General features: G+C 37.5%; 19 protein-coding genes. 10 read left to right on the top strand and 9 right to left on the bottom strand.

Going from position 1 to position 18524, the window contains the following annotated elements:
- Positions 1-35: 35 nt before the first annotated feature.
- From J2Z81_RS10420 to J2Z81_RS10410, 3 genes are all read right to left on the bottom strand, one after another.
- Positions 36-1262 (bottom strand): hypothetical protein, encoded by a 1227-nt coding sequence (locus J2Z81_RS10420; protein ID WP_029267794.1) that lies wholly within the window; start codon positions 1260-1262, stop codon positions 36-38.
- A gap of 4 nt (positions 1263-1266) precedes the next feature.
- Positions 1267-1803 (bottom strand): DUF309 domain-containing protein, encoded by a 537-nt coding sequence (locus tag J2Z81_RS10415; RefSeq protein WP_029267792.1) that lies wholly within the window; start codon positions 1801-1803, stop codon positions 1267-1269.
- Positions 1804-1882: 79 nt separating this feature from the next.
- A complete protein-coding gene (locus J2Z81_RS10410; RefSeq protein WP_226371298.1) occupies positions 1883-2242 on the bottom strand; it encodes an FGGY family carbohydrate kinase in 360 nt (119 codons plus the stop codon).
- A gap of 200 nt (positions 2243-2442) precedes the next feature.
- Here J2Z81_RS10410 and J2Z81_RS10405 point away from each other — a divergent pair, with 200 nt between their 5' ends.
- Positions 2443-3126 (top strand): hypothetical protein, encoded by a 684-nt coding sequence (locus J2Z81_RS10405; protein WP_029267787.1) that lies wholly within the window; start codon positions 2443-2445, stop codon positions 3124-3126.
- A gap of 152 nt (positions 3127-3278) precedes the next feature.
- Positions 3279-3836 carry a DUF420 domain-containing protein gene (locus J2Z81_RS10400; protein ID WP_051681407.1) on the top strand — a complete coding sequence of 186 codons (558 nt, stop codon included), beginning with the start codon at positions 3279-3281 and terminating at the stop codon, positions 3834-3836.
- A 166-nt stretch (positions 3837-4002) separates the two neighbouring features.
- Here J2Z81_RS10400 and J2Z81_RS10395 read toward each other — a convergent pair whose 3' ends face one another.
- The 3 genes from J2Z81_RS10395 to J2Z81_RS10385 all read right to left on the bottom strand — a co-directional run bounded on the left by J2Z81_RS10395 (position 4003) and on the right by J2Z81_RS10385 (position 8181).
- Positions 4003-5463, bottom strand: a complete 1461-nt coding sequence (locus tag J2Z81_RS10395; protein ID WP_226371297.1) for a polysaccharide deacetylase family protein — start codon at positions 5461-5463, stop codon at positions 4003-4005.
- A gap of 261 nt (positions 5464-5724) precedes the next feature.
- A complete protein-coding gene (locus J2Z81_RS10390) occupies positions 5725-7209 on the bottom strand; it encodes a nitrate/nitrite transporter (RefSeq protein ID WP_029267781.1) in 1485 nt (494 codons plus the stop codon).
- Between the two features lie 258 nt (positions 7210-7467).
- Positions 7468-8181 carry a Crp/Fnr family transcriptional regulator gene (locus J2Z81_RS10385; protein ID WP_029267780.1) on the bottom strand — a complete coding sequence of 238 codons (714 nt, stop codon included), beginning with the start codon at positions 8179-8181 and terminating at the stop codon, positions 7468-7470.
- A gap of 202 nt (positions 8182-8383) precedes the next feature.
- Here J2Z81_RS10385 and J2Z81_RS10380 point away from each other — a divergent pair, with 202 nt between their 5' ends.
- The 3 genes from J2Z81_RS10380 (at position 8384) to J2Z81_RS10370 (ending at position 10639) form a co-directional block, all read left to right on the top strand.
- Positions 8384-8704: a cupin domain-containing protein gene (locus J2Z81_RS10380; protein ID WP_029267778.1), complete on the top strand. Its 321-nt coding sequence runs from the start codon at positions 8384-8386 to the stop codon at positions 8702-8704.
- Positions 8705-8997: 293 nt separating this feature from the next.
- The gene (locus J2Z81_RS10375; RefSeq protein WP_226371296.1) at positions 8998-10059 is read left to right on the top strand and encodes an NCS2 family permease; all 1062 of its coding nucleotides are present in this window, start codon (positions 8998-9000) and stop codon (positions 10057-10059) included.
- Between the two features lie 46 nt (positions 10060-10105).
- Complete coding sequence (locus tag J2Z81_RS10370) at positions 10106-10639, top strand: phosphoribosyltransferase family protein (protein ID WP_029267774.1); 534 nt, start codon at positions 10106-10108, stop codon at positions 10637-10639.
- 59 nt (positions 10640-10698) lie between these two features.
- Here the strand turns inward: J2Z81_RS10370 and J2Z81_RS10365 are convergent, their stop codons facing one another.
- From J2Z81_RS10365 to J2Z81_RS10355, 3 genes are all read right to left on the bottom strand, one after another.
- Positions 10699-11478, bottom strand: coding sequence for an SDR family oxidoreductase (locus J2Z81_RS10365; protein WP_029267772.1), 780 nt, complete (start codon positions 11476-11478; stop codon positions 10699-10701).
- Between the two features lie 66 nt (positions 11479-11544).
- The gene (gene folE / locus J2Z81_RS10360) at positions 11545-12183 is read right to left on the bottom strand and encodes a GTP cyclohydrolase I FolE (RefSeq protein WP_029267769.1); all 639 of its coding nucleotides are present in this window, start codon (positions 12181-12183) and stop codon (positions 11545-11547) included.
- A 391-nt stretch (positions 12184-12574) separates the two neighbouring features.
- The gene (locus tag J2Z81_RS10355; RefSeq protein ID WP_226371295.1) at positions 12575-13489 is read right to left on the bottom strand and encodes an LCP family glycopolymer transferase; all 915 of its coding nucleotides are present in this window, start codon (positions 13487-13489) and stop codon (positions 12575-12577) included.
- A gap of 223 nt (positions 13490-13712) precedes the next feature.
- Between J2Z81_RS10355 and J2Z81_RS10350 the strand changes: the two genes are divergently transcribed.
- The 5 genes from J2Z81_RS10350 to J2Z81_RS10330 all read left to right on the top strand — a co-directional run bounded on the left by J2Z81_RS10350 (position 13713) and on the right by J2Z81_RS10330 (position 17699).
- Entirely contained in the window at positions 13713-14096 is a 384-nt protein-coding gene (locus tag J2Z81_RS10350) for a hypothetical protein (protein ID WP_226371294.1), read from the top strand.
- Positions 14036-14827, top strand: coding sequence for a membrane protein insertase YidC (gene yidC / locus J2Z81_RS10345; RefSeq protein WP_029267763.1), 792 nt, complete (start codon positions 14036-14038; stop codon positions 14825-14827). Before J2Z81_RS10350 ends, yidC begins: the two co-directional genes overlap by 61 nt.
- Positions 14828-15013: 186 nt before the next feature.
- Positions 15014-15331, top strand: a complete 318-nt coding sequence (locus J2Z81_RS10340; RefSeq protein ID WP_029267761.1) for a DUF3870 domain-containing protein — start codon at positions 15014-15016, stop codon at positions 15329-15331.
- A 106-nt stretch (positions 15332-15437) separates the two neighbouring features.
- Complete coding sequence (locus J2Z81_RS10335; RefSeq protein WP_029267760.1) at positions 15438-16595, top strand: DUF819 family protein; 1158 nt, start codon at positions 15438-15440, stop codon at positions 16593-16595.
- A gap of 36 nt (positions 16596-16631) precedes the next feature.
- The gene (locus tag J2Z81_RS10330) at positions 16632-17699 is read left to right on the top strand and encodes a dipeptide epimerase (RefSeq protein WP_226371293.1); all 1068 of its coding nucleotides are present in this window, start codon (positions 16632-16634) and stop codon (positions 17697-17699) included.
- Positions 17700-18524: the final 825 nt, after the last annotated feature.

Here is an 18524-nt window from a genome sequence, read left to right as displayed (position 1 = left end):
CATCAAAATCTGCAAAATGAAGGATTCCAGCAATCTTACATCTCTCCTTTATCCGCTTCTCTTAGTACAGCGGATTTCACGTTACCATCTGACTCATCATAAACAAAGTGTAAATGATTTTTTCCTTCTATATAAATAAGCAAATTGGATTCAGACATTTCATCATACATATCTCGACGTGGTTTTCCTAATGTATCTTTTATTTCTGAAACGGTCATGTGAATGCGTTCCCCAGGAATAATGATCATGGTAACCTTGCCATCTGAGGACTCCAGATGCTTGGGAGCATATCCAACATTGTAACCCGGATAATATAAAACTTTGCCGCCCTCATACCAGTTTTCAAACTGAATTCGCTTATTTTCTTTTCTCATTTTTTTAATATTGTCGTTCAACTTAACAGGTGTGTCAGCGATTCGGCCCGCTGCAGCTTCGTTCAATATCTCTTTCGTGATTTCCCATTCTTCCATTTCTTCTGATTCCTTATAAGGGATGATCGATGCTTCCTCGTCCATCCATGTAGCATAACGATCATGACCGTAATCAAAGCCATTCGGAGGATAAGTTATATCATTATAGATTTCTTCTTTTATTAAGGTTAATTGATTCTGCTCGGCATCAAATTCCAAAGTAGGAAAGTGCCATCCCCCGTTTTGTCCACTTCTATTATTAACCAAATATGCTGTCTGAAGTTTATTATCATCAAACACTTTAAACTCCGTGGTTGATGGAGCTTTAAGATCTTCTGTATCGATCTTCACTAATTCACCATTTTGTAGCATAAACATATATGGGTAGATAAACTTTGGTACTTCATTTGCAAATACCATAAACACATCGTAGCCCTCTACTTCTATTGTATTCTTTAGATGATGATCGATGTTAAATTTCATGTCCAAGGAATCCAGTTGTGTTTGTTTATACGCTACATCACTATTCTTTTCTGCCAGATAAAAATCATATTCTCCAGAAACCACTGGGTCTCCCTCTTGACCAAAGAAACTGGTTTCTTCTAATGACTTTTCCGCTTGATTTTCAGCAAAGAAATAAGCAAAGAACTTTGCGCCATCTACTTCCCCTTCAAAACGAAATAACGCATCTTCCTCTAACGTTGCTTTATCCATTTCAGGTTTTCCTTCTGTTTGAATGATGGGAGCTTTTTCTTTTTCGTTATCATGATCATGATCGACATTTGTAGCTGTTTCACACGCACTTATGAAAGCTAGACAAATCAAACTAAAAATGATGACATACTTTCTCACTCCATTAATCCTCCTTATCTTGTTTCCATCGCTTTTTCCTTCTATATGCTTTTTCTCGTTTAGAGATAATCTTATCCCTATTTGGCAGCTGGTGCTTATGTATCAATTGTTCATCGCTCATATCACTCGGGTTGCCGAATACACACCCTTTTCTCCTAGAAAGCTTTTGACATATCTGGATAAGTTCCGAATCCTTAATTGGAAAATTGATACTTTTATAAGGTTTTCCCGCGTGAATTTCTCTTATTTTCTCCCTCAGCTGGTCCATCAGCACATCTGCTTGAAGTCCAAAAGATTGAATCACAGAATGGTCATCCTTCAAACGCTTTACGGCATTTTCCATTGCACGTTTAGCCCCTCTAAAATTACCGCGGCGGTGATGGTACTGAGAAACTGCAATGGCAATAAATCCTTTCAAGTACGATTTTCTTTCACCCGGAGGATCCTTTAGCCATTCGTCCTCCAAAACCTCATGACATTGAAAATAATCACGGACTCCTTGAAAATAAACCAGGAAATCAATAAATGCCTGTGATTGCATCCATCTCACCTCACTATTCTATAAATCCATCATCATATAATACAAAATTTACTTCATTAGATGATTTTTACTTATCGGTTTAAAGAAGTTCCATAGGAAAAAGAGTGTGGATTTTAGTCGCGCAATAAACCAAGAAAGTTAAGCAATAGAACGATAAACTCAGGCATTCAGGATCTTTAGAGATTGGAATGACATTTTCCATTTGGCCCATGCATGTAATCATGACAATTTGCTTCGGGTCAACCCCACTTTTCCACCACTTTGAGGTAATTTCCTTTAAACCTTTCCACCAATCGTAGGGGTGTTGTTCTACTTGCCCGCTTGATCCGAAATGAGTATCGAGCAACGCAGAATCAGTGTGTAACATTTCTGCCTGCTGATTCATCAGCACTCCCTTCATGGAAGATGTTCCAATAGCAAACACAGCAATATATTCCAATGTTATTCCCTTCCTTTTTATAGCAATGCTAGAATAGTATTAAAGTACCTTTCATTTTTATCATTGTCAAGATGATTCTGAATTTTATACTTTATTTTAAAAGCAATACTCTTTTCTTTCTTCTCCATGCTACTCGTGTTTTCATTTAAAATTTTGGTATACTAATAACAGCGATTTTATAAACAGATGGAGGCTAACAAGTGGGCTTTTTTTGGAATAAAAATAAAGATGACTTGGACGAAGAGAATATAGATCAGGAACATTCTCCAGAAGCGAAAAACGAAGTTCATGAGCCGCAGTCAACACCGCGGGTAACACGCAAAGAATATAAGGAGATGAAGCGGTCCAAAGAGGCATCCGAATCTGCTGATCATAAACAAACGATGTTTCGTGATCGTTATGGAAACTTGTTTTTACGATATGTATTACCACCGATCATGATCTATTTAGCATATATGCTATATTTATATGTGAATGGAAATTTTTTAGCTAAATTTTTTGGGAATACTTATTTCTGGATTCTCGATATCATTGTACTTATTTTCTTCACGGCAATTATTGCTTTTGCTTTGTTATATATGTTTGAGCGAATGCCTACATTCACCCATTATTTTGGAGCGATTAGCTGGTTTGCAGCTGTATATTTTTATATTTTCTATTTAATCCATCATGATGCCCGCGGTCCAATTCTTGCTGCAATGATTCTTTTTGTAACAGGCGTTATTCAACTGACACATTGGAATCATTATATCAAGGGAACGTTTATAGTACTTGCAGTTTTATATGGAAATTATCTTACCGCACTTGATTTTCCGGAAGTCTGGCTCATTTTGGGTGTAGGCGGATCAATGATATTGCTTAAACGAAGATGGAAATATAGATAAATACGTACCATTTCCCGTTGGTTGAAAAGGGGGATCGTGTAAATATATTTGACAGGTTTTCGAAACTTTTTCCCGGAAGAGATAGAGGTACAAAAATTATGTTAAACTTTCTTAGTAATATATATTGAAACCTTGAGTTGGAGTGAATACGAATGGATATAAACAACCATGAGGAATACGGCAGGCAAGTAAAAAAACGTAATTACCGTCCGGCAATCATTACGATATCAATCATTTTAATTGGTGCGATTATGATTTTGTCAGGTATGCCCGGCAAAGAAGATTTTGATTTATTCGACGTGACGATCTTGCCACTGATGAATGCTATTTTTAACAGCTTTACCTTTCTATTTTTAATTGGTGCACTTATTGCTATTTTAAAACGAAATGTCAAAGTGCATCGCCGTTTTATTTATGCAGCGCTTGTGACAACTACTCTTTTTCTCGTAACGTACGTGACATTTCACTATTTAGCACCTTCTACTTCGTATGGTGGAGAAGGATTCATGGCAGGACTGTATTACTTTGTTTTAATTACACATATTATCCTTGCTGCAGTGATTGTACCGCTTGTTCTTACAAGTGTGGCTCGCGCGTGGAATATGGAACACGAAAGACATAAAAAAATCGCACGCTGGACCATGCCGCTATGGCTCTATGTTAGCTTCACCGGCGTCCTTGTATACATTTTAATTTCGCCGTATTACTAGGAGCCGTGTTTTTCTCGAGGCGCCAGGTTCCTGCTTCCCACAAGTGCCTTTCTATGGATACTGGCACCACCAGAATTTTGTCAAACAAAAACATAAAAGCATACCAAATAGGGACAGTCCCCCACTGCTTAATCACTTTAGCGTAGTGGGGGACTGTCCTCTTACTTCATACTTCTCCATAGTATGGACCGACGTCATTTTCTTCTTTCAGTTTTAGTAATTGGGATACGGTAACAAATTCATACCCTTCTTCTTTTAGTTTTTTTAAGATTTTTGGCAAGGCATCTGCTGTTGATGAGTGTATGTCATGCATCAGCACAATTGCGTTTGGTGTTGCTTCATTTAATACGATCTTTTCAATCGATTTTGCATCTCTTGATTTCCAGTCCAAGGAATCGATCGACCACATGGCAATTTGAGTATTATGATCTATCGCATACTCCACTACGTCAGAATTAAAAGCACCATATGGTGGCCGGATCAAACCCGGTGAAACCCCAGTAACTTCTTTCAGTTTTTCATGTGTATAGTCCAATTCATCCTTAATGCCCTCCTTATTTAAATTAGGCAGTACCGGATGTCCCCTAGAGTGATTACCTATTTCATGGCCGGCAGATGCAACTTCATAGGCAAGTTCTGGATAATGATCAGCTTGACTTCCGAGCATAAAAAAAGTAGCTTTCGCATCATATTTTTCCAACGTTTTCAACACGCCTGGAGTCACTTTTTCGCTAGGTCCATCATCGAATGTTAAGGCGATATATTTACCATCGGGGTCAAGTTCTTCCCTTTTTTCATGCTCTTTTTGAATGATTTTTTCCTTTTCTTTTTGCTGTTCTTTCGGCATCTTTAGGATGGAATCAATATCATCATTTAAATATACATAGAGTTTTTCAATAGGAATTTCCAATTCGATCGTTCCCGCTGCACCAGCTGCGATTTCATATTCATCGAAGTAGAGGGTCAGCGCTTTTCGATCAAGTGACCATTTCCATTTAGCTGGTTGCTTCAATATTTCATCAAGTAAGTCATCAAAAATAAACGGTTTTACTTCTTCCTTCTTTTGCAGTTCCTCTTTCACTAATTCTTGAATTTCCGGTAATGATTCCTCATCTATTTCAATAACATTTGATAGTTTCAGAGATTTATCTCGTCCTATATCGACATTGAATACTTTCATTATTTGCTGGCCATTTGCTCCACCTGTATATGTATAGACACGAAAAACAAGGCTATATAGTTCATCCGTAATTTTCTTTGTCTCCACTTGAACATTTAATTCTCCCTGAATTGCTTTCTCTTTTAGCCCTGTTTCTCTTTCCTCCATTTCTTCTAAAAACGTATTCCTTTGATTATTTATCCATTTATCAATGGAAGTATTGATGTTAGTACCTTCTGTTATAGGTTTATGCACAAAGATTCGATATGTATCTGCTTCCTTCGTTTCTATTTTTAACTCTAAATTTGGATACTTGCTGCTAACTACTTCTTCCGTTTCCTCTGATTGAACCGGCTTATCTTTCATTTTATGAATCGTTGCATGCACGAGTTTATTAATACCTAGTGTGGCCAAAAATACGATTACAACAGTAACGAACCAACTCAAAATTTTCCTACGCCTTACCACAAAGCAAGTCCCCTTTATATCCTTATCTAGCAAAATAGGTTCACAAAAAATAACCCCTTTCTATATTACAGAAGTGTTACAAATATTTCAATAGAATGATGGGTGCCTGTCACTTCCCGATTGTAGTCAATTTATGTCGAATTTGCGTTGTGACCTTTAAAAAAAGTATGGCTCAACCGCAGTAGCAGCTGAGCCATATTTTTAAAATAAATATATCATTCGACAAAATTCGGGAAGTGACAGGCACTAATTCTCCCCCGCTTACAATTCCGAAAACATTCCTGCGTAGTATTGGACTTCCCCTTTGCTGTTTTTTATTTTGTTAATGCTGAGCCATTCTTTGTATATATCTCCATTTTTGCGTTTATTCCAGATCTCGCCTTCCCAGTGGTCATTTTTTTCAATGGAATTCCACATATGATTATAAAAGGCCTTATCATGTTTTCCTGATGATAACAGTTTTGGTGTTCTCCCGATAGCTTCTTCTTTCGTAAATCCCGTTACGCGTGTAAAAGCTGGATTTACGTTTTGAATAATGCCTCGCTTATTCGTAACCATAACACCCTCCGCTACACCTTCAATAATATTTCTTTCCATGGACATCCGATCACTATAATACATAAAAATAACAATGATAAAGCTTGCCAGTGCCAGTTCCGAAAGCAACATAAAAGCAATGGAATATTGGCCAGTGATATTATAAACCGCAGTCAATAATAGCGGAGGGAAGAAGCCGCCAAGTCCTCCCATTGCAGAGACAATGCCGTTGACAACGCCGGCTTGTTTGGAAAAATAAAGAGGTACCAATTTAAATATGGTTCCATTTCCAATTCCGATACTTACACCAACAACTAAAGCACCGATTGTGTACCATTCAATAGTTGGTGAGAATGAAAGCAGCACACCTGATAAGGCTACACCTAAGAAAGTAAACATCAAAATGATAAATGCATTGAATTTATCCGCCAACCACCCACCAACCGGCCGGATAAAAGTTGCAAGCGCGATAAAGCCTGCAGTCCGCAGACCAGCATCAACTGGGGTAAGATGAAAGTCATCTACAAGCGTACTTGGCAAAAATACAGTAAATGCCACAAAAGCGCCAAATGTAATAAAATAGAATAAGCTCAAAAACCATAGTGTCATATTTTTGTACACGCCACTAATTTGTTTTACCATCGACTGTTTAACTTTCACTTCTTTTTTATCCCCTAGCAGGAAATTTAACAAAGCAAATACAAGCAACAGGATTAAAAATAAGCGTACAGTATTCACCCATCCAATCGATGCTGCCAGCACAGGAGCAGCAAAGGTTGTTAGTGCTGTACCTACGTTTCCAACACCATAAATTCCGTTAACAAGACCATGTTTTGCTGGCGAATAGTATTTAGGCAAAGAGGTAACACCAATTGAAAATGTAGCTCCTCCTACCCCGAGTATGAGTCCGCCGATAACGAGGTCGATGAATGAATTTGCCTCACTGATATAATAAACTGGAAACAATAAGATCAAAAAACTGATGACGAACATGTTTCTTGCCCCAAACCGGTTTGTATAAAAACCAATGGGGATTCTTAACAAAGATCCGAGTATAACAGGGATAGCTGTAACGAGTGACACTTGTCCTGGGGTTAATGTAATGTCTTCCTTAATACTTGGCATTAAAGAAGAGATAATCACCCAAACCATAAATCCAGCAATCAGACTTGACGTTTGCAGGGAAAGTTGAACATTTGCCTTTTTCATCTTCATTCTCCTATCTTCGCTTTACTACTATAGTTTCGTATTTACTTCATTTTAAACGAAAATAATTTTATACAAAGTGAAGTTAGTCACATAAAGGATGAAAAATAATAAATGGATGGCATTATGTTTGCATAAAGGGTGTGATATTTTTAACTACCGAAGAACTAGATGTATGATTTAATAGATACATCACATTGGAAAAAAGAAGCGCCTGAGCAAACCGAAAGAAGGGAGCACAGTGGCAGCTCCCCCCTTTTTTTAATTGATATTACAAACTTGAATAGGACAAAGCTCACAACCGATTTCATTTCTTAAAAATGCAATATCTTTAATGAGAATTTCCCCTTTTTTAGTCATTGCAATCACATCTAGATTTCTTAAATCGGTCAGCATTCGATTGATACTTTCACGCGTTGCTGAACAAAAATTTGCCAGTTCTTGATTTGTCAGTACGAGGTCAATTAAAATACCATCGCCTTGTTTTTTGCCAAAGCTGTTTGACAAGCGAATAAGTGTAGAATATAGTGCGCCTTTCTTCCCATGCAATAATAAATCCCTAATCTTTAATTGAAATTTGCGCATGTGATCACTTATCCATTTCATAAATTCAAAAGTCAGTGCACTATTTGTCATTAGCTCTCTTTCCAATTTCTCTCTGTTGATTACGAGCAACTCACCGGGCTCTATTACTTTAGCACTTAATAAATACTGAGGATTGTCACTGAACACGGTCAATTCACCAACGATATCGCCCTTTTTACATATTCTTAGTGACAACTCTTTTCCATCAGACGTGAGTAATGCGATGTGAACAAGCCCCGATTTTAATAAGAAAATTTCATTAGCATCCATACCGCTGTGAAAAAGGTATTCATTTTGCTGTTTTTTCATTGGGGTTCCTATTTCATTTAATAACGTATATAGCTGTTTGGAAATTACATTGTTTTCATGTGAATAGGCGAGCATTTCCATCTGCACGTTACACACCCCTCTCTTTCGTTGTCTATTACCATTTTATCATTGAACCATCTGCCTTTTTAGTATTGAAAACCGACAAAAATGTGAATTTATTCATTTTAATTTCCGCAAACACAAGCATTTTATAGTTAGGTTAGACCACTTATCGTGTAAAGTGGAATGTAGAACAGTTCGTATAACAAAGGAGATGAACCAAATGGAAAAACAGACCATTAAAACAGCTCAGAAATTCGATAAAAAGAGCTTTACGAAAAAAGACGTATTTCGAACAAAAAACAGCATAATGTTTATGCTTAATTTTTTGCCAAACCAGCAAATGCCTGCCCATAATCATCCGGGTTATGAGTTATATTTGCATGTGGTCCAAGGGGAAGGAACCTTTACCATTAACAAAGAGAAAGTTGATGTCGTAGAAGACGACGTTATTCATTGCGGGAACGATGAAATGATCGAATTTACAAACACTGGTAGTGAAGCAGTATCCATCTATGTGACGATGAGTAGGTTGAATCGATAAGGAAGGAGAAGCACTTTTAGAATTTTTGTCGAATTGTATATACTGAAATGTCAAATTTGCTCATAAATTAGACAAAGAAAAATTCTGGTCCACAATAAGATGATAATAGACTTAAAGCGTCGGAGAACGGTACCTGAAAAGGAACCTGCTCCGACCTTTTATATTTTCCAACAATATTCGGGTGGTGCCAGGCACCATACTCAAAAGTTGAACATTAAACAGATTAATGTTATTATTGTTCGGTATTTAAGAAATATCATTTCAATCTATTCTACTAAAAAAGGGGAAACGAGATGGATATTCTAAAGGATATACTTGCAGCAATAAGTGGTGTGCTTAACGGTCTTCCTCAAGGTTTGCTTGCCATGACATTCGGCTTTGCATCTGTTCCTACTGCTCTTGCCTTCATTATTGGTGCGTTCGGAAATACATTGACGAGCAATGTCGCTGTCATATCATTTCAGGCAGAGACAATTACGGTAGCAGGAACAATGGGGAAAAATATTCGGGATCGCTTATCAATGATTTTCTATGGCGCACTCATAATGCTTATCATAGGAATGTTCGGAATTCTAGAGAAAATCATAGATTGGATTGGTCCAGTCATTACAAACGGTATGATGGCTGGAGTTGGGATTATGCTTGCAAAGGTGGCCTGGAATATGGCTAAGAATGATCGCATCGTCGGTATTTCTTCCTTTGCCAGCGCGCTTATTACGTATATTGCAACAAATGATCTTGTTTATACGATTACCATTTCCGTTATTTTATCCAGCTTCATTTATTTTTTCATACAAAAAGAGAAACCTGGTGCTGGTAAAAATGCAACACAGGAAAAATTTATCCTCCAAAGGCCTAAACTAAGCCCGACGATTATTCGTGGATCCCTAGCGATGGTTTGTTTGAATATTGGTGCGAATATTGCCTTTGGAAAAATAAATGCCGATATTGCAGATTCTACGGTAAATATAGATACTATCACCATTATCAGCAGTCTAGCTGATATGGGATCTGCTCTTTTTGGCGGTGGTCCAGTGGAAGTTGTTATCTCTGCAACTGCCAGCGCTCCCCATGCAGTCTTTGCTGGTGTTTTAATGATGGGACTCATGGCTATTATTCTTGGCATGAAATTATTACCTAAAATCGGTAAATATGTACCAAGCGCTTCGATTACAGGCTTTTTATTTGTCTTAGGTGCTATTGTTACATTGCCTAACAATGCAGCTTCTGCACTTACTTCTGGAGGTGAGTCAAGCATAATTGGTGGTGTAACCATGATTATCACCGCTATTTCTGATCCTTTTTTAGGGATGTTGGCTGGCGTTATCATGCAGTTTTTACTCGGTATTTTTTAAATGTAATAAAGATGAAATTGGATAAATAAATAGAGGTGGTTGACAAATGAAAACTTATGAACTAAAAGTAGCAGGGGTAACACGGAAACTGCCGATTGTCCCTGTAAATGAGAACTTAAAAATAGCAAGTTTTGTTATTTTAGGAGATACGGAGCTTGTTATTGCAGCAGCTCCTGCTCTTGCTGAAAAATTGCCTGAGGTGGACGTTCTCGTTACAGCAGAAGCAAAAGGAATTCCGTTTGTCCATGAAATGACAAAAGGGATGGGAATGGATCGCTACGTTGTGGCCAGAAAAAGTGTAAAAACTTATATGGAAAAACCGCTTGTTATCGAAGTTTTTTCCATTACAACGCAACGTAAGCAATTATTATTTCTCAGTTCACAAGACGCTGAATATTTGAAAGGAAAACGTGTTGCGTTAATCGATGATGTCATCAGTTCTGGTGAGTCCATCAGCGCACTTGAGAAGTTAGTAAATAAAGCTGGAGGGGCCGTTGTGGCTAAGGCTGCTATTTTAGCGGAGGGTGACGCTGCAAGACGCGATGATATTCTTTACTTAGAAGAGCTCCCTCTCTTTTAATGGACTTTTATTCGACAAAATTCGGGAAGTGACAGGCACTCATACAAAAAAGCCCTATCCTAATTATAGGAAAGGGTTTTTCGTTTGTTTTGGTTTGCAACATGGACTCCGCCTGCAGCTGAAACGACACTTCCTGTAATCATGTCGGAGTCTTCCTCACATAGGAAGCCTATAAGACGTGCCAGATCTTCGCCTGAACCTGGACGGCCGACAGGAGTAGTTGTGTCTTCGATTGTTCTAGCTGTATCGATATCCGCTTCTTTCATTTTTCCAGTAATATCACCGGGCGAAACCATATTAGCGGTAATCCCGTTTTTCGCTTCTTCCGTCGCAATACTCCTTGTCAATGAAACAAGTCCGACTTTTGCTGCGCCGAATGCAGAACGATGCAACCAAGCCGGACAGTGTTCTGCGTCCTGAAATCCATATGTGATAATTCGGCCAAATTGCTGTTCACGCATGATTGGGATAACTAATTTAGAGAAATGGAATACGGAACTTAAATTCCCTTCCAACATCTTATACCATTCATCATCTTCATAATCCACTAATTTCTTTTCTTCAAATACATAGGGACCTGCATTATTAATCAAGTAGTCAATTCTTCCAAACTTTTCTTTTGCTTGCTTTACAATTTTGACAATGTCCTCTTTTTTCGTTACATCCCCTTGAACAAATTGCAATTTATCATTATAGGTTTTCCATTCTTCTTTTAGTGCTTCCACTCTTTTTACATCACTCAGATAATTTACCGTTACGGAGCAATTATTTTTCAAAAAATGTTCGGTTACTTTTCTGCCAAGTCCTTTGGATCCGGCTGTAATAATCGCATGCTTCACCACATTCACCTACCTACATTGAACTAATTCTTTGACTTGAAACTGGTCTAGCGTTCATATGCAATCTTACCGATCAAGAAGTGATAAAAATTCTTTTCGTAGCTCCGGATTGTCTGTAAAAAGTCCTTTTGAAGCGGTTGTCGTTGTAGTGGAATCCTTTTTCTTAATGCCTCTTCCACACATACACATATGTTTCCCCTCGACTACAACCATCACACCAAGGGGGGTCAACACTTCATCCATGGCACTTGCAATCTGGTTTGTTAGTCGTTCCTGCACCTGGAATCTTTTAGCATATCCATCTACCATTCTGCCAATCTTTGATAACCCAGTAATTTTTCCATTTGGAATATAACCAACATGAGCAACCCCAAAAAACGGGGCAAAATGGTGCTCACATAAAGAATAAAATTCGATATCTTTGACAACCACTAGTTCATTGTGATCTACATCAAAGAATTTCCGCAAATGCTCTCTCGGGTCTTCCCTGTATCCTTCCGTATATTCAAGATGCGCTTTAAGCACTCTAAACGGCGTTTCTTCCAGCCCCTGGCGGTTAGGGTCATCACCGCATAATGCAATTAAATCTTTTACAGCATCCATGTAATTTTGTGACTGGAGCTTTTTTTCATCCTTATCAATAGAATACTTTTCAAACAGCTCATGCAGTTTTTGATTAATGATTTGATTATCAGCCAATTTCATGATATATACCTCTTCTCTATCATAAAAGAAAAACCGGATTTTACATACCCCACCCGATTCCACTTTACTATCTTGTTTTGACTCTAGCATAGTGTATTTTTTTTATAAAAGTCAATAAAATAACTCAAAATAAAGGAAAAGCTTTGAAAAATAATTTACATATTCCCTTTAATCTGTAAAAACAGGAAAATACTGTAGAATGATGCTGAATATCCACTATAAGGAACTGATTTTTTATACCTAAACGGAAAGAAAACAAACATTTTGAACAGTGTTCAATTCCAGCATTTTCGTCGATATTTCCCGGGAAATGATGTTTATTGTCATTGATTTTGAAAAATGATCCCTTTTCACTTAGCAAAAACAACTTCGAAGCAGGGAGCATTTCGATCTATCCATTGGTCAACATGTCATGCACTTTTTGTCTTTCATCCTCAGGTACGATTAAGTAAGATTCACCATCAATATATGTTTCGTTACCCTCTATATAATAATTTATAATATTTTTTCTGGTATTTTTATACTTCGTGAGCAATTTTTTGATGTCATCAAAATCCAAATTGGCAGCCATATTTCGTCCTAACGTATGGATTAATTTATTAACCTTTGGGACAGTACCAACCCTAGCTCCACGGCTGATTACACCTTGAACTACTTTACGCTGACGTTTTGTTCTTCCAAAATTTTGATTTGGATCTTCTTCCCGGTCCCGAACAAAGTGACTTGCCTTATCACCATCCAAGTCGATTAAACCCTCTTTAAAAGAATATGTTCCATCATTCCATTCCATGTCATTTTCAACGGTAATACCGCCCAGTTCATCAATGAATTCTTCAAAACCAGTCATATTCATACTGACATAGTAATCGATATCAACTTCAAGAAAATTTTCCATCGCAGAAACAGATCCTTCTACCCCGTTATACATATAGGCATTACTCACCCTGTCATTAATATTTCCATCAGCGATCTGAGTTCTCGTACTACGCGGAACACTAATGAGGCGCATCGTATCTTTTTCAGGTTCTAAAGAAAGAATCATCATCACATCTGTACTTTCTTTTCCATCTTCTTTTTTGACGCCCATCAATAAAATATTTAAAGCTCCCGCAGCTTTTATTTTGTTTTTGGAATCATTTGGGTTAATTGCTTCCACAGGCGAATATATTTTATTGTTGATTGTGTTTTTGGCATTATAATACACCACTGAAGCATACACTCCACTGCCAAGCAAAAAAAGAAAAACGATAATAAGTATGATGACTAACCAGTTTTTTTTCGGTACTTTTCGTGTTGAATTTTTCATTGAAGCACCTCAATCAACTTAAAATTGCAAAAGCGTACAAAATATTCATATGTAAGAATACAACAAAATTCCCGTCAGGTAAACGTTTTTTACGATAATTACGTAATATTTCAAAAACATTTCTTTGTAATATGAAAAAAATCGACAAAAACCGGGAAGTGACAGGCACCTTGAAAGAATGTTATAATAATTGTTAAATTAGTTACGGAGGAGGTGAATACAGATGGTTCTTGATTTGTTAAATGAGTTTATCAATGGTACGTCACCATTTTATTTCTATTTTAATTTGCTTTGGGCTACGGTGGGGGCATTGCAGTTAATCCATTTTAATGTGCACCAATTCATGAAGTACCGCGAACTTCACACTAAACATTCGGCTAAAGTTCAAGTTGAAAAATTTGCGACCGATGAACCCATTGTAGAAAATTTAGAAATTAGAAAATGGCTTACAAACAAATTTAAGCGAATCGAAGCGCCTGATGATGATACGGACAGCGATTCCTTCTCTTTTTTCACCAAAGCTATTGAAAATAGAGGAGGACGAAAATGGAAAAACGTTCTGTATTCACCGTTTTTAAAAAACATAGCTTTATCGGCATCCTGTTAGCCTTATTCATTTTATCAGGTTGTTCTGATTTACATGAACCAATCAACGAAAATACGTCAGGATGGTTCAATCATTATTTTGTCTATCATTTTTCAGTTTTAATTAAAAGCTTAGCTTCTTATCTCAATGGAAGCTACGGACTATCCATTATTATCATTACATTGGTCATCCGCCTTGCGGTTATGCCATTTATGCTGAAACAAACGCGTAGCAGTATCGAGACACAGGACAAAATGAAAATTCTCAAACCTGAAATAGATGCGATTCAAAAAAAATATAAAAGTAAGAAAGATCGTGAATCACAAGTCCAGATGCAGCAGGAAATGATGCAGCTTTATCAAAAGCATAATTTTAATCCACTCGTATCTTTTGCGGGCTGTCTGCCGTTGCTCCTGCAATTCCCAATTTTAATCGCCTTCATTTATGCGATTCGAAGGACACCGGAGATAGCTTCACATCGTTTCTTATGGTTTGATCTAGGCCAGACAGATATCCTGCTCACACTTCTTGCTGTAGTCATTTATTTTATTCAGTCGAGAATATCCTTAATCGGACTCGGTCCAAAACAAAAACAGCAAATGGCGATCATGGGAATTATCTCGCCAGTCATGATTGGCATTGTGTCTCTGAACGTACCAGCAGCATTACCATTATACTGGGCCGTTGGAGGTTTATTTATCATCATACAAACACTTATCTCTAAGAAAATATATTTATCCCATGCAAAGTAGAGAATCCACGCTGACGCAAAGTCATGGAACTAAAGCATCCCGAATACAGGTTGAACCAGCTTGGTATTCGGGATTTTTTCTGACCTTCTTTCATTCGACAAAAATCGGGAAGTGACAGGCACCATAATTTATGGTATAATTCAAGCAGTGAAATCGCATACATTATGGTGGATGGGGATAGTTTGAATGTTTGATGAGCATACGATTTATGTTGTTGGAGATGCGAAGGCTCCCTCCAATAATCCAATTACATTGAAATACAGTAGCCTCTTCATCGGATTTGTTGTTGATACACGAAAAGATGAGATTGTTGATGTAGAGAGTTCAACAACCATTGACTTAACAGCAAAATTTATCCGCTCTTTATTAATAGGCGAAACATTTACAGATCCAGATACAATTATACAAAAGATTGAATCCCGATATTTCGGTTCATCTCAAAAAGGTTTAATTGTAGCATACAGGGATGCTGTAAAAAAGTATAACCAAATTAAAAATTCATAATTGCTGCTTTACCTTTAAACAGGGTGAAACCCAGCATGGAACAATATTATTAATATTGCTCCATGCTGGGTTTTATTTTTAAAATTTTATATTAGGGGGATTTGCTATGATTCAAGATACTTTTTTATATCTTAGTGTACTCATTGCACTTGCAGCTGTGATCGCGTGGTCAGAAAAGACTTCATCCAGCAAATTTTTCAAATATGTGCCTGGTATTGTATTGCTTTATATTGGCGCGGCTTTGCTGCGTACTTTCGGAATTTTCGGTGATACAGAACCGATCAGTGAAACAAACAGTAATCTTAGAGGTATACTTCTGCCGGCCATGATTGTACTCATGCTGCTTAATTGTGATTTAAGAAAGCTAAAAAAACTTGGGCCAAAAATGCTGCTTGGGTATGGAACTGCAGTTGTTAGTATTATTGCCGGTTTTACCATTGCTTTTCTCATCTTCAGCAGCTGGTATGCACCGGATACTTGGAAAGCATTTGGGGCTCTAGCAGGAAGCTGGACTGGTGGATCTGCCAATCTTGTAGCAGTGCAAGGGGTTCTTAATGTTCCTGAAAATATCTTTGGTTATGTGCTTATTATGGACACGGTCAACTATTCCGTCTGGGTCATGTTTATGTTTTGGCTTGTACCCTTTGCTGCAAAATTCAACCGTTGGACAGGTGCAAAAACAGACCATTTGGATAAGATCCAGGTTGAACTAGAAAATGAAACGGATGATAGGCGAATCGGATTCCCTCAAATGATGTTGTTATTAGGACTTGGCCTCCTTATTTCTGCAGTATCAATCAACCTTGGGGAGAAATTGCCAGAACTTGGTACCGTTATCAATGCTACGACCTGGACGATTACAATCGCTTCTGCAGTTGGATTGCTACTTGCAATGACGCCTGTTTCAAAAATTGCCGGGTCTTTGGATATTGCGAATGTGATGCTATACATTATTATTGCTTTAATCGCCTCACAGGCTGACTTTACTCAGCTATTTCAAGCACCTATTTATATACTGAGTGGGTTCGTTATAATGGCTGTTCATCTAATTGTTATGCTTTTACTAGCCAAATTATTTAAGCTTGATTTGTTTACACTCGGTATTGCCAGTTTGGCTAATATCGGTGGAATGGCATCAGCACCAATTCTAGCCGGAACGTATAATCGTTCATTAATCCCAGTTGGTGTTTTAATGGCATTAGCTGGTTCTTTTTTAGGAACTTATTTTGGACTGCTGGTTGCACAAATTCTATCACTTCTATAGATAGATGCCCATAAACTGTACATGAGGAGGACAACAATGATTACAGATATTACAATCGAAACGACAAAACATGAATTAAAAGAACCGTTCATAACTGCGGTGCGCAGTGTGAGTGAAATAGAAACGTTAACCGTCCATATTGAAACGGATGAGCAAATTCGCGGGGTAGGAGCTGCCTCCCCCACTTTAAAAATTACAGGGGATTCCTTTGAGAGTATTCAAGGTGCTATTCTTGGACCAATAAAAGCAGCAATAATTGGAAAACCCCTACAATCGATCGAACTACTATTAACGTTAGTACGTGATTCCTGTGTTGGTAATACAAGTGCTAAAGCTGCGGTTGACATCGCTTTATATGATTTATTTTCAAAAAAATATGATATTTCTCTTTATCAATATTTAGGCGGTTATCGCAATAAAATAACTACAGACATGACATTAAGCATTGGAAAAGAAGCAGATATGGCAAGGAAAGCAACAAGCCTGGTAAACGATGGTTTTCAAACGTTAAAAGTGAAAATCGGTGGAACATTCGAGGATGATTTATTACGTATGAGAATGCTTCGTCAAACAGTTGGAGAGGACATTACACTGCGCATTGATGCAAATCAAAATTGGGATGTTAAAACGGCAGTTCGTTTTATCAAAGCTTTGGAAAGGGAACAATTAAATATTGAATTAATTGAACAGCCTGTTCAAGCGGCTGATTTCGAAGGCTTAGCCTACGTAACCCAACATGTGGAGACACCAATTATGGCGGATGAAAGCCTCTTTTCAGTAAAAGATGCACTTCGCCTTATCCAAATGCAAGCATGTGATTTATTTAATATCAAATTAATGAAAACCGGAGGAATCCGCGAGGCTTTGGCAATTGCTGACATTGCCGAGACGGCAGGTATCCCATGTATGGTTGGCAGTATGATGGAATCCCCAATCTCTGTTTCCGCCGCCATTCATCTAGCATGCGCCCACCGAAATATCCTTTATGCGGATATGGATGCACCACTATGGCTTAAAAACATAGACCAAATCCTCGCGGCATCTGGCATTAGATACAGCGGACAACACATCAATTGCCTCGATAAACCAGGACTGGGGTTTTAAGTTAGGGTGCCTTTAGGGTGCCTGTCACTCCCCGAATTTTGTCGAATAATTTTCGTGTAAGTTTAAAAATCCCAAGTATAGGAACATTCTCGTTTATACTTGGGATTTTCTCTAAATAATGAGCTTCTATTTTTCTGAAATTCATTCATTATCATTATCTAACGTTACTACATGACAATTGTGTTCCAACGGTATAAAAGAACAGTCACTGAATGAGTACCATGGCTGCCAACCTAACCATACACATGAATGACAAAAACCCCTATCTCATTTGTGGATAGAAAAACTCCTCTGCATCTTTCATTACTTGATAGGATTCATCCACTCTAATTCCTCCCTTTAACAGGATTATACCATTTTCTTAAAAAATGCCCTGTTCAAAGCAAACGCAAACCTTTATAAATGATTTATATTTAACCGATTAAAACCCATCTGTCACTATTAATTAAGCGACAGAACACGAACATATATTCCCTATAATTTTAAACACAGGATTTGTGTGTTTTTATCACAAACGAATTTATACATGTTACAATAAAATTTTTGCATCCAAACACCCACGAAGATACACGAACGTATATTCCCCATATTTTTAAACACAGGATTTGTGTGTTTTTACCACAAACGATTTTATACATGTTATAATAAAGAGTTTTGCATCCAACCCCCCATGATGATATACGAACATACATTCCCTATGATTTTAAACACAGGATTTGTGTGTTTTTACCACAAACGAATTTATACATGTTACAATAAAAGTTTTGAATCCAAACACCCACGAAGATACACGAACGTATATTCCCCATATTTTTAAACACAGGA

It is taken from the genome of Virgibacillus alimentarius (assembly GCF_017874635.1).
GTDB lineage: Bacteria > Bacillota > Bacilli > Bacillales > Amphibacillaceae > Virgibacillus_B > Virgibacillus_B alimentarius.
The sequence above is the reverse complement of the archived record's forward strand: the minus strand, read 5'-3'. Positions and strand labels throughout refer to the sequence as shown.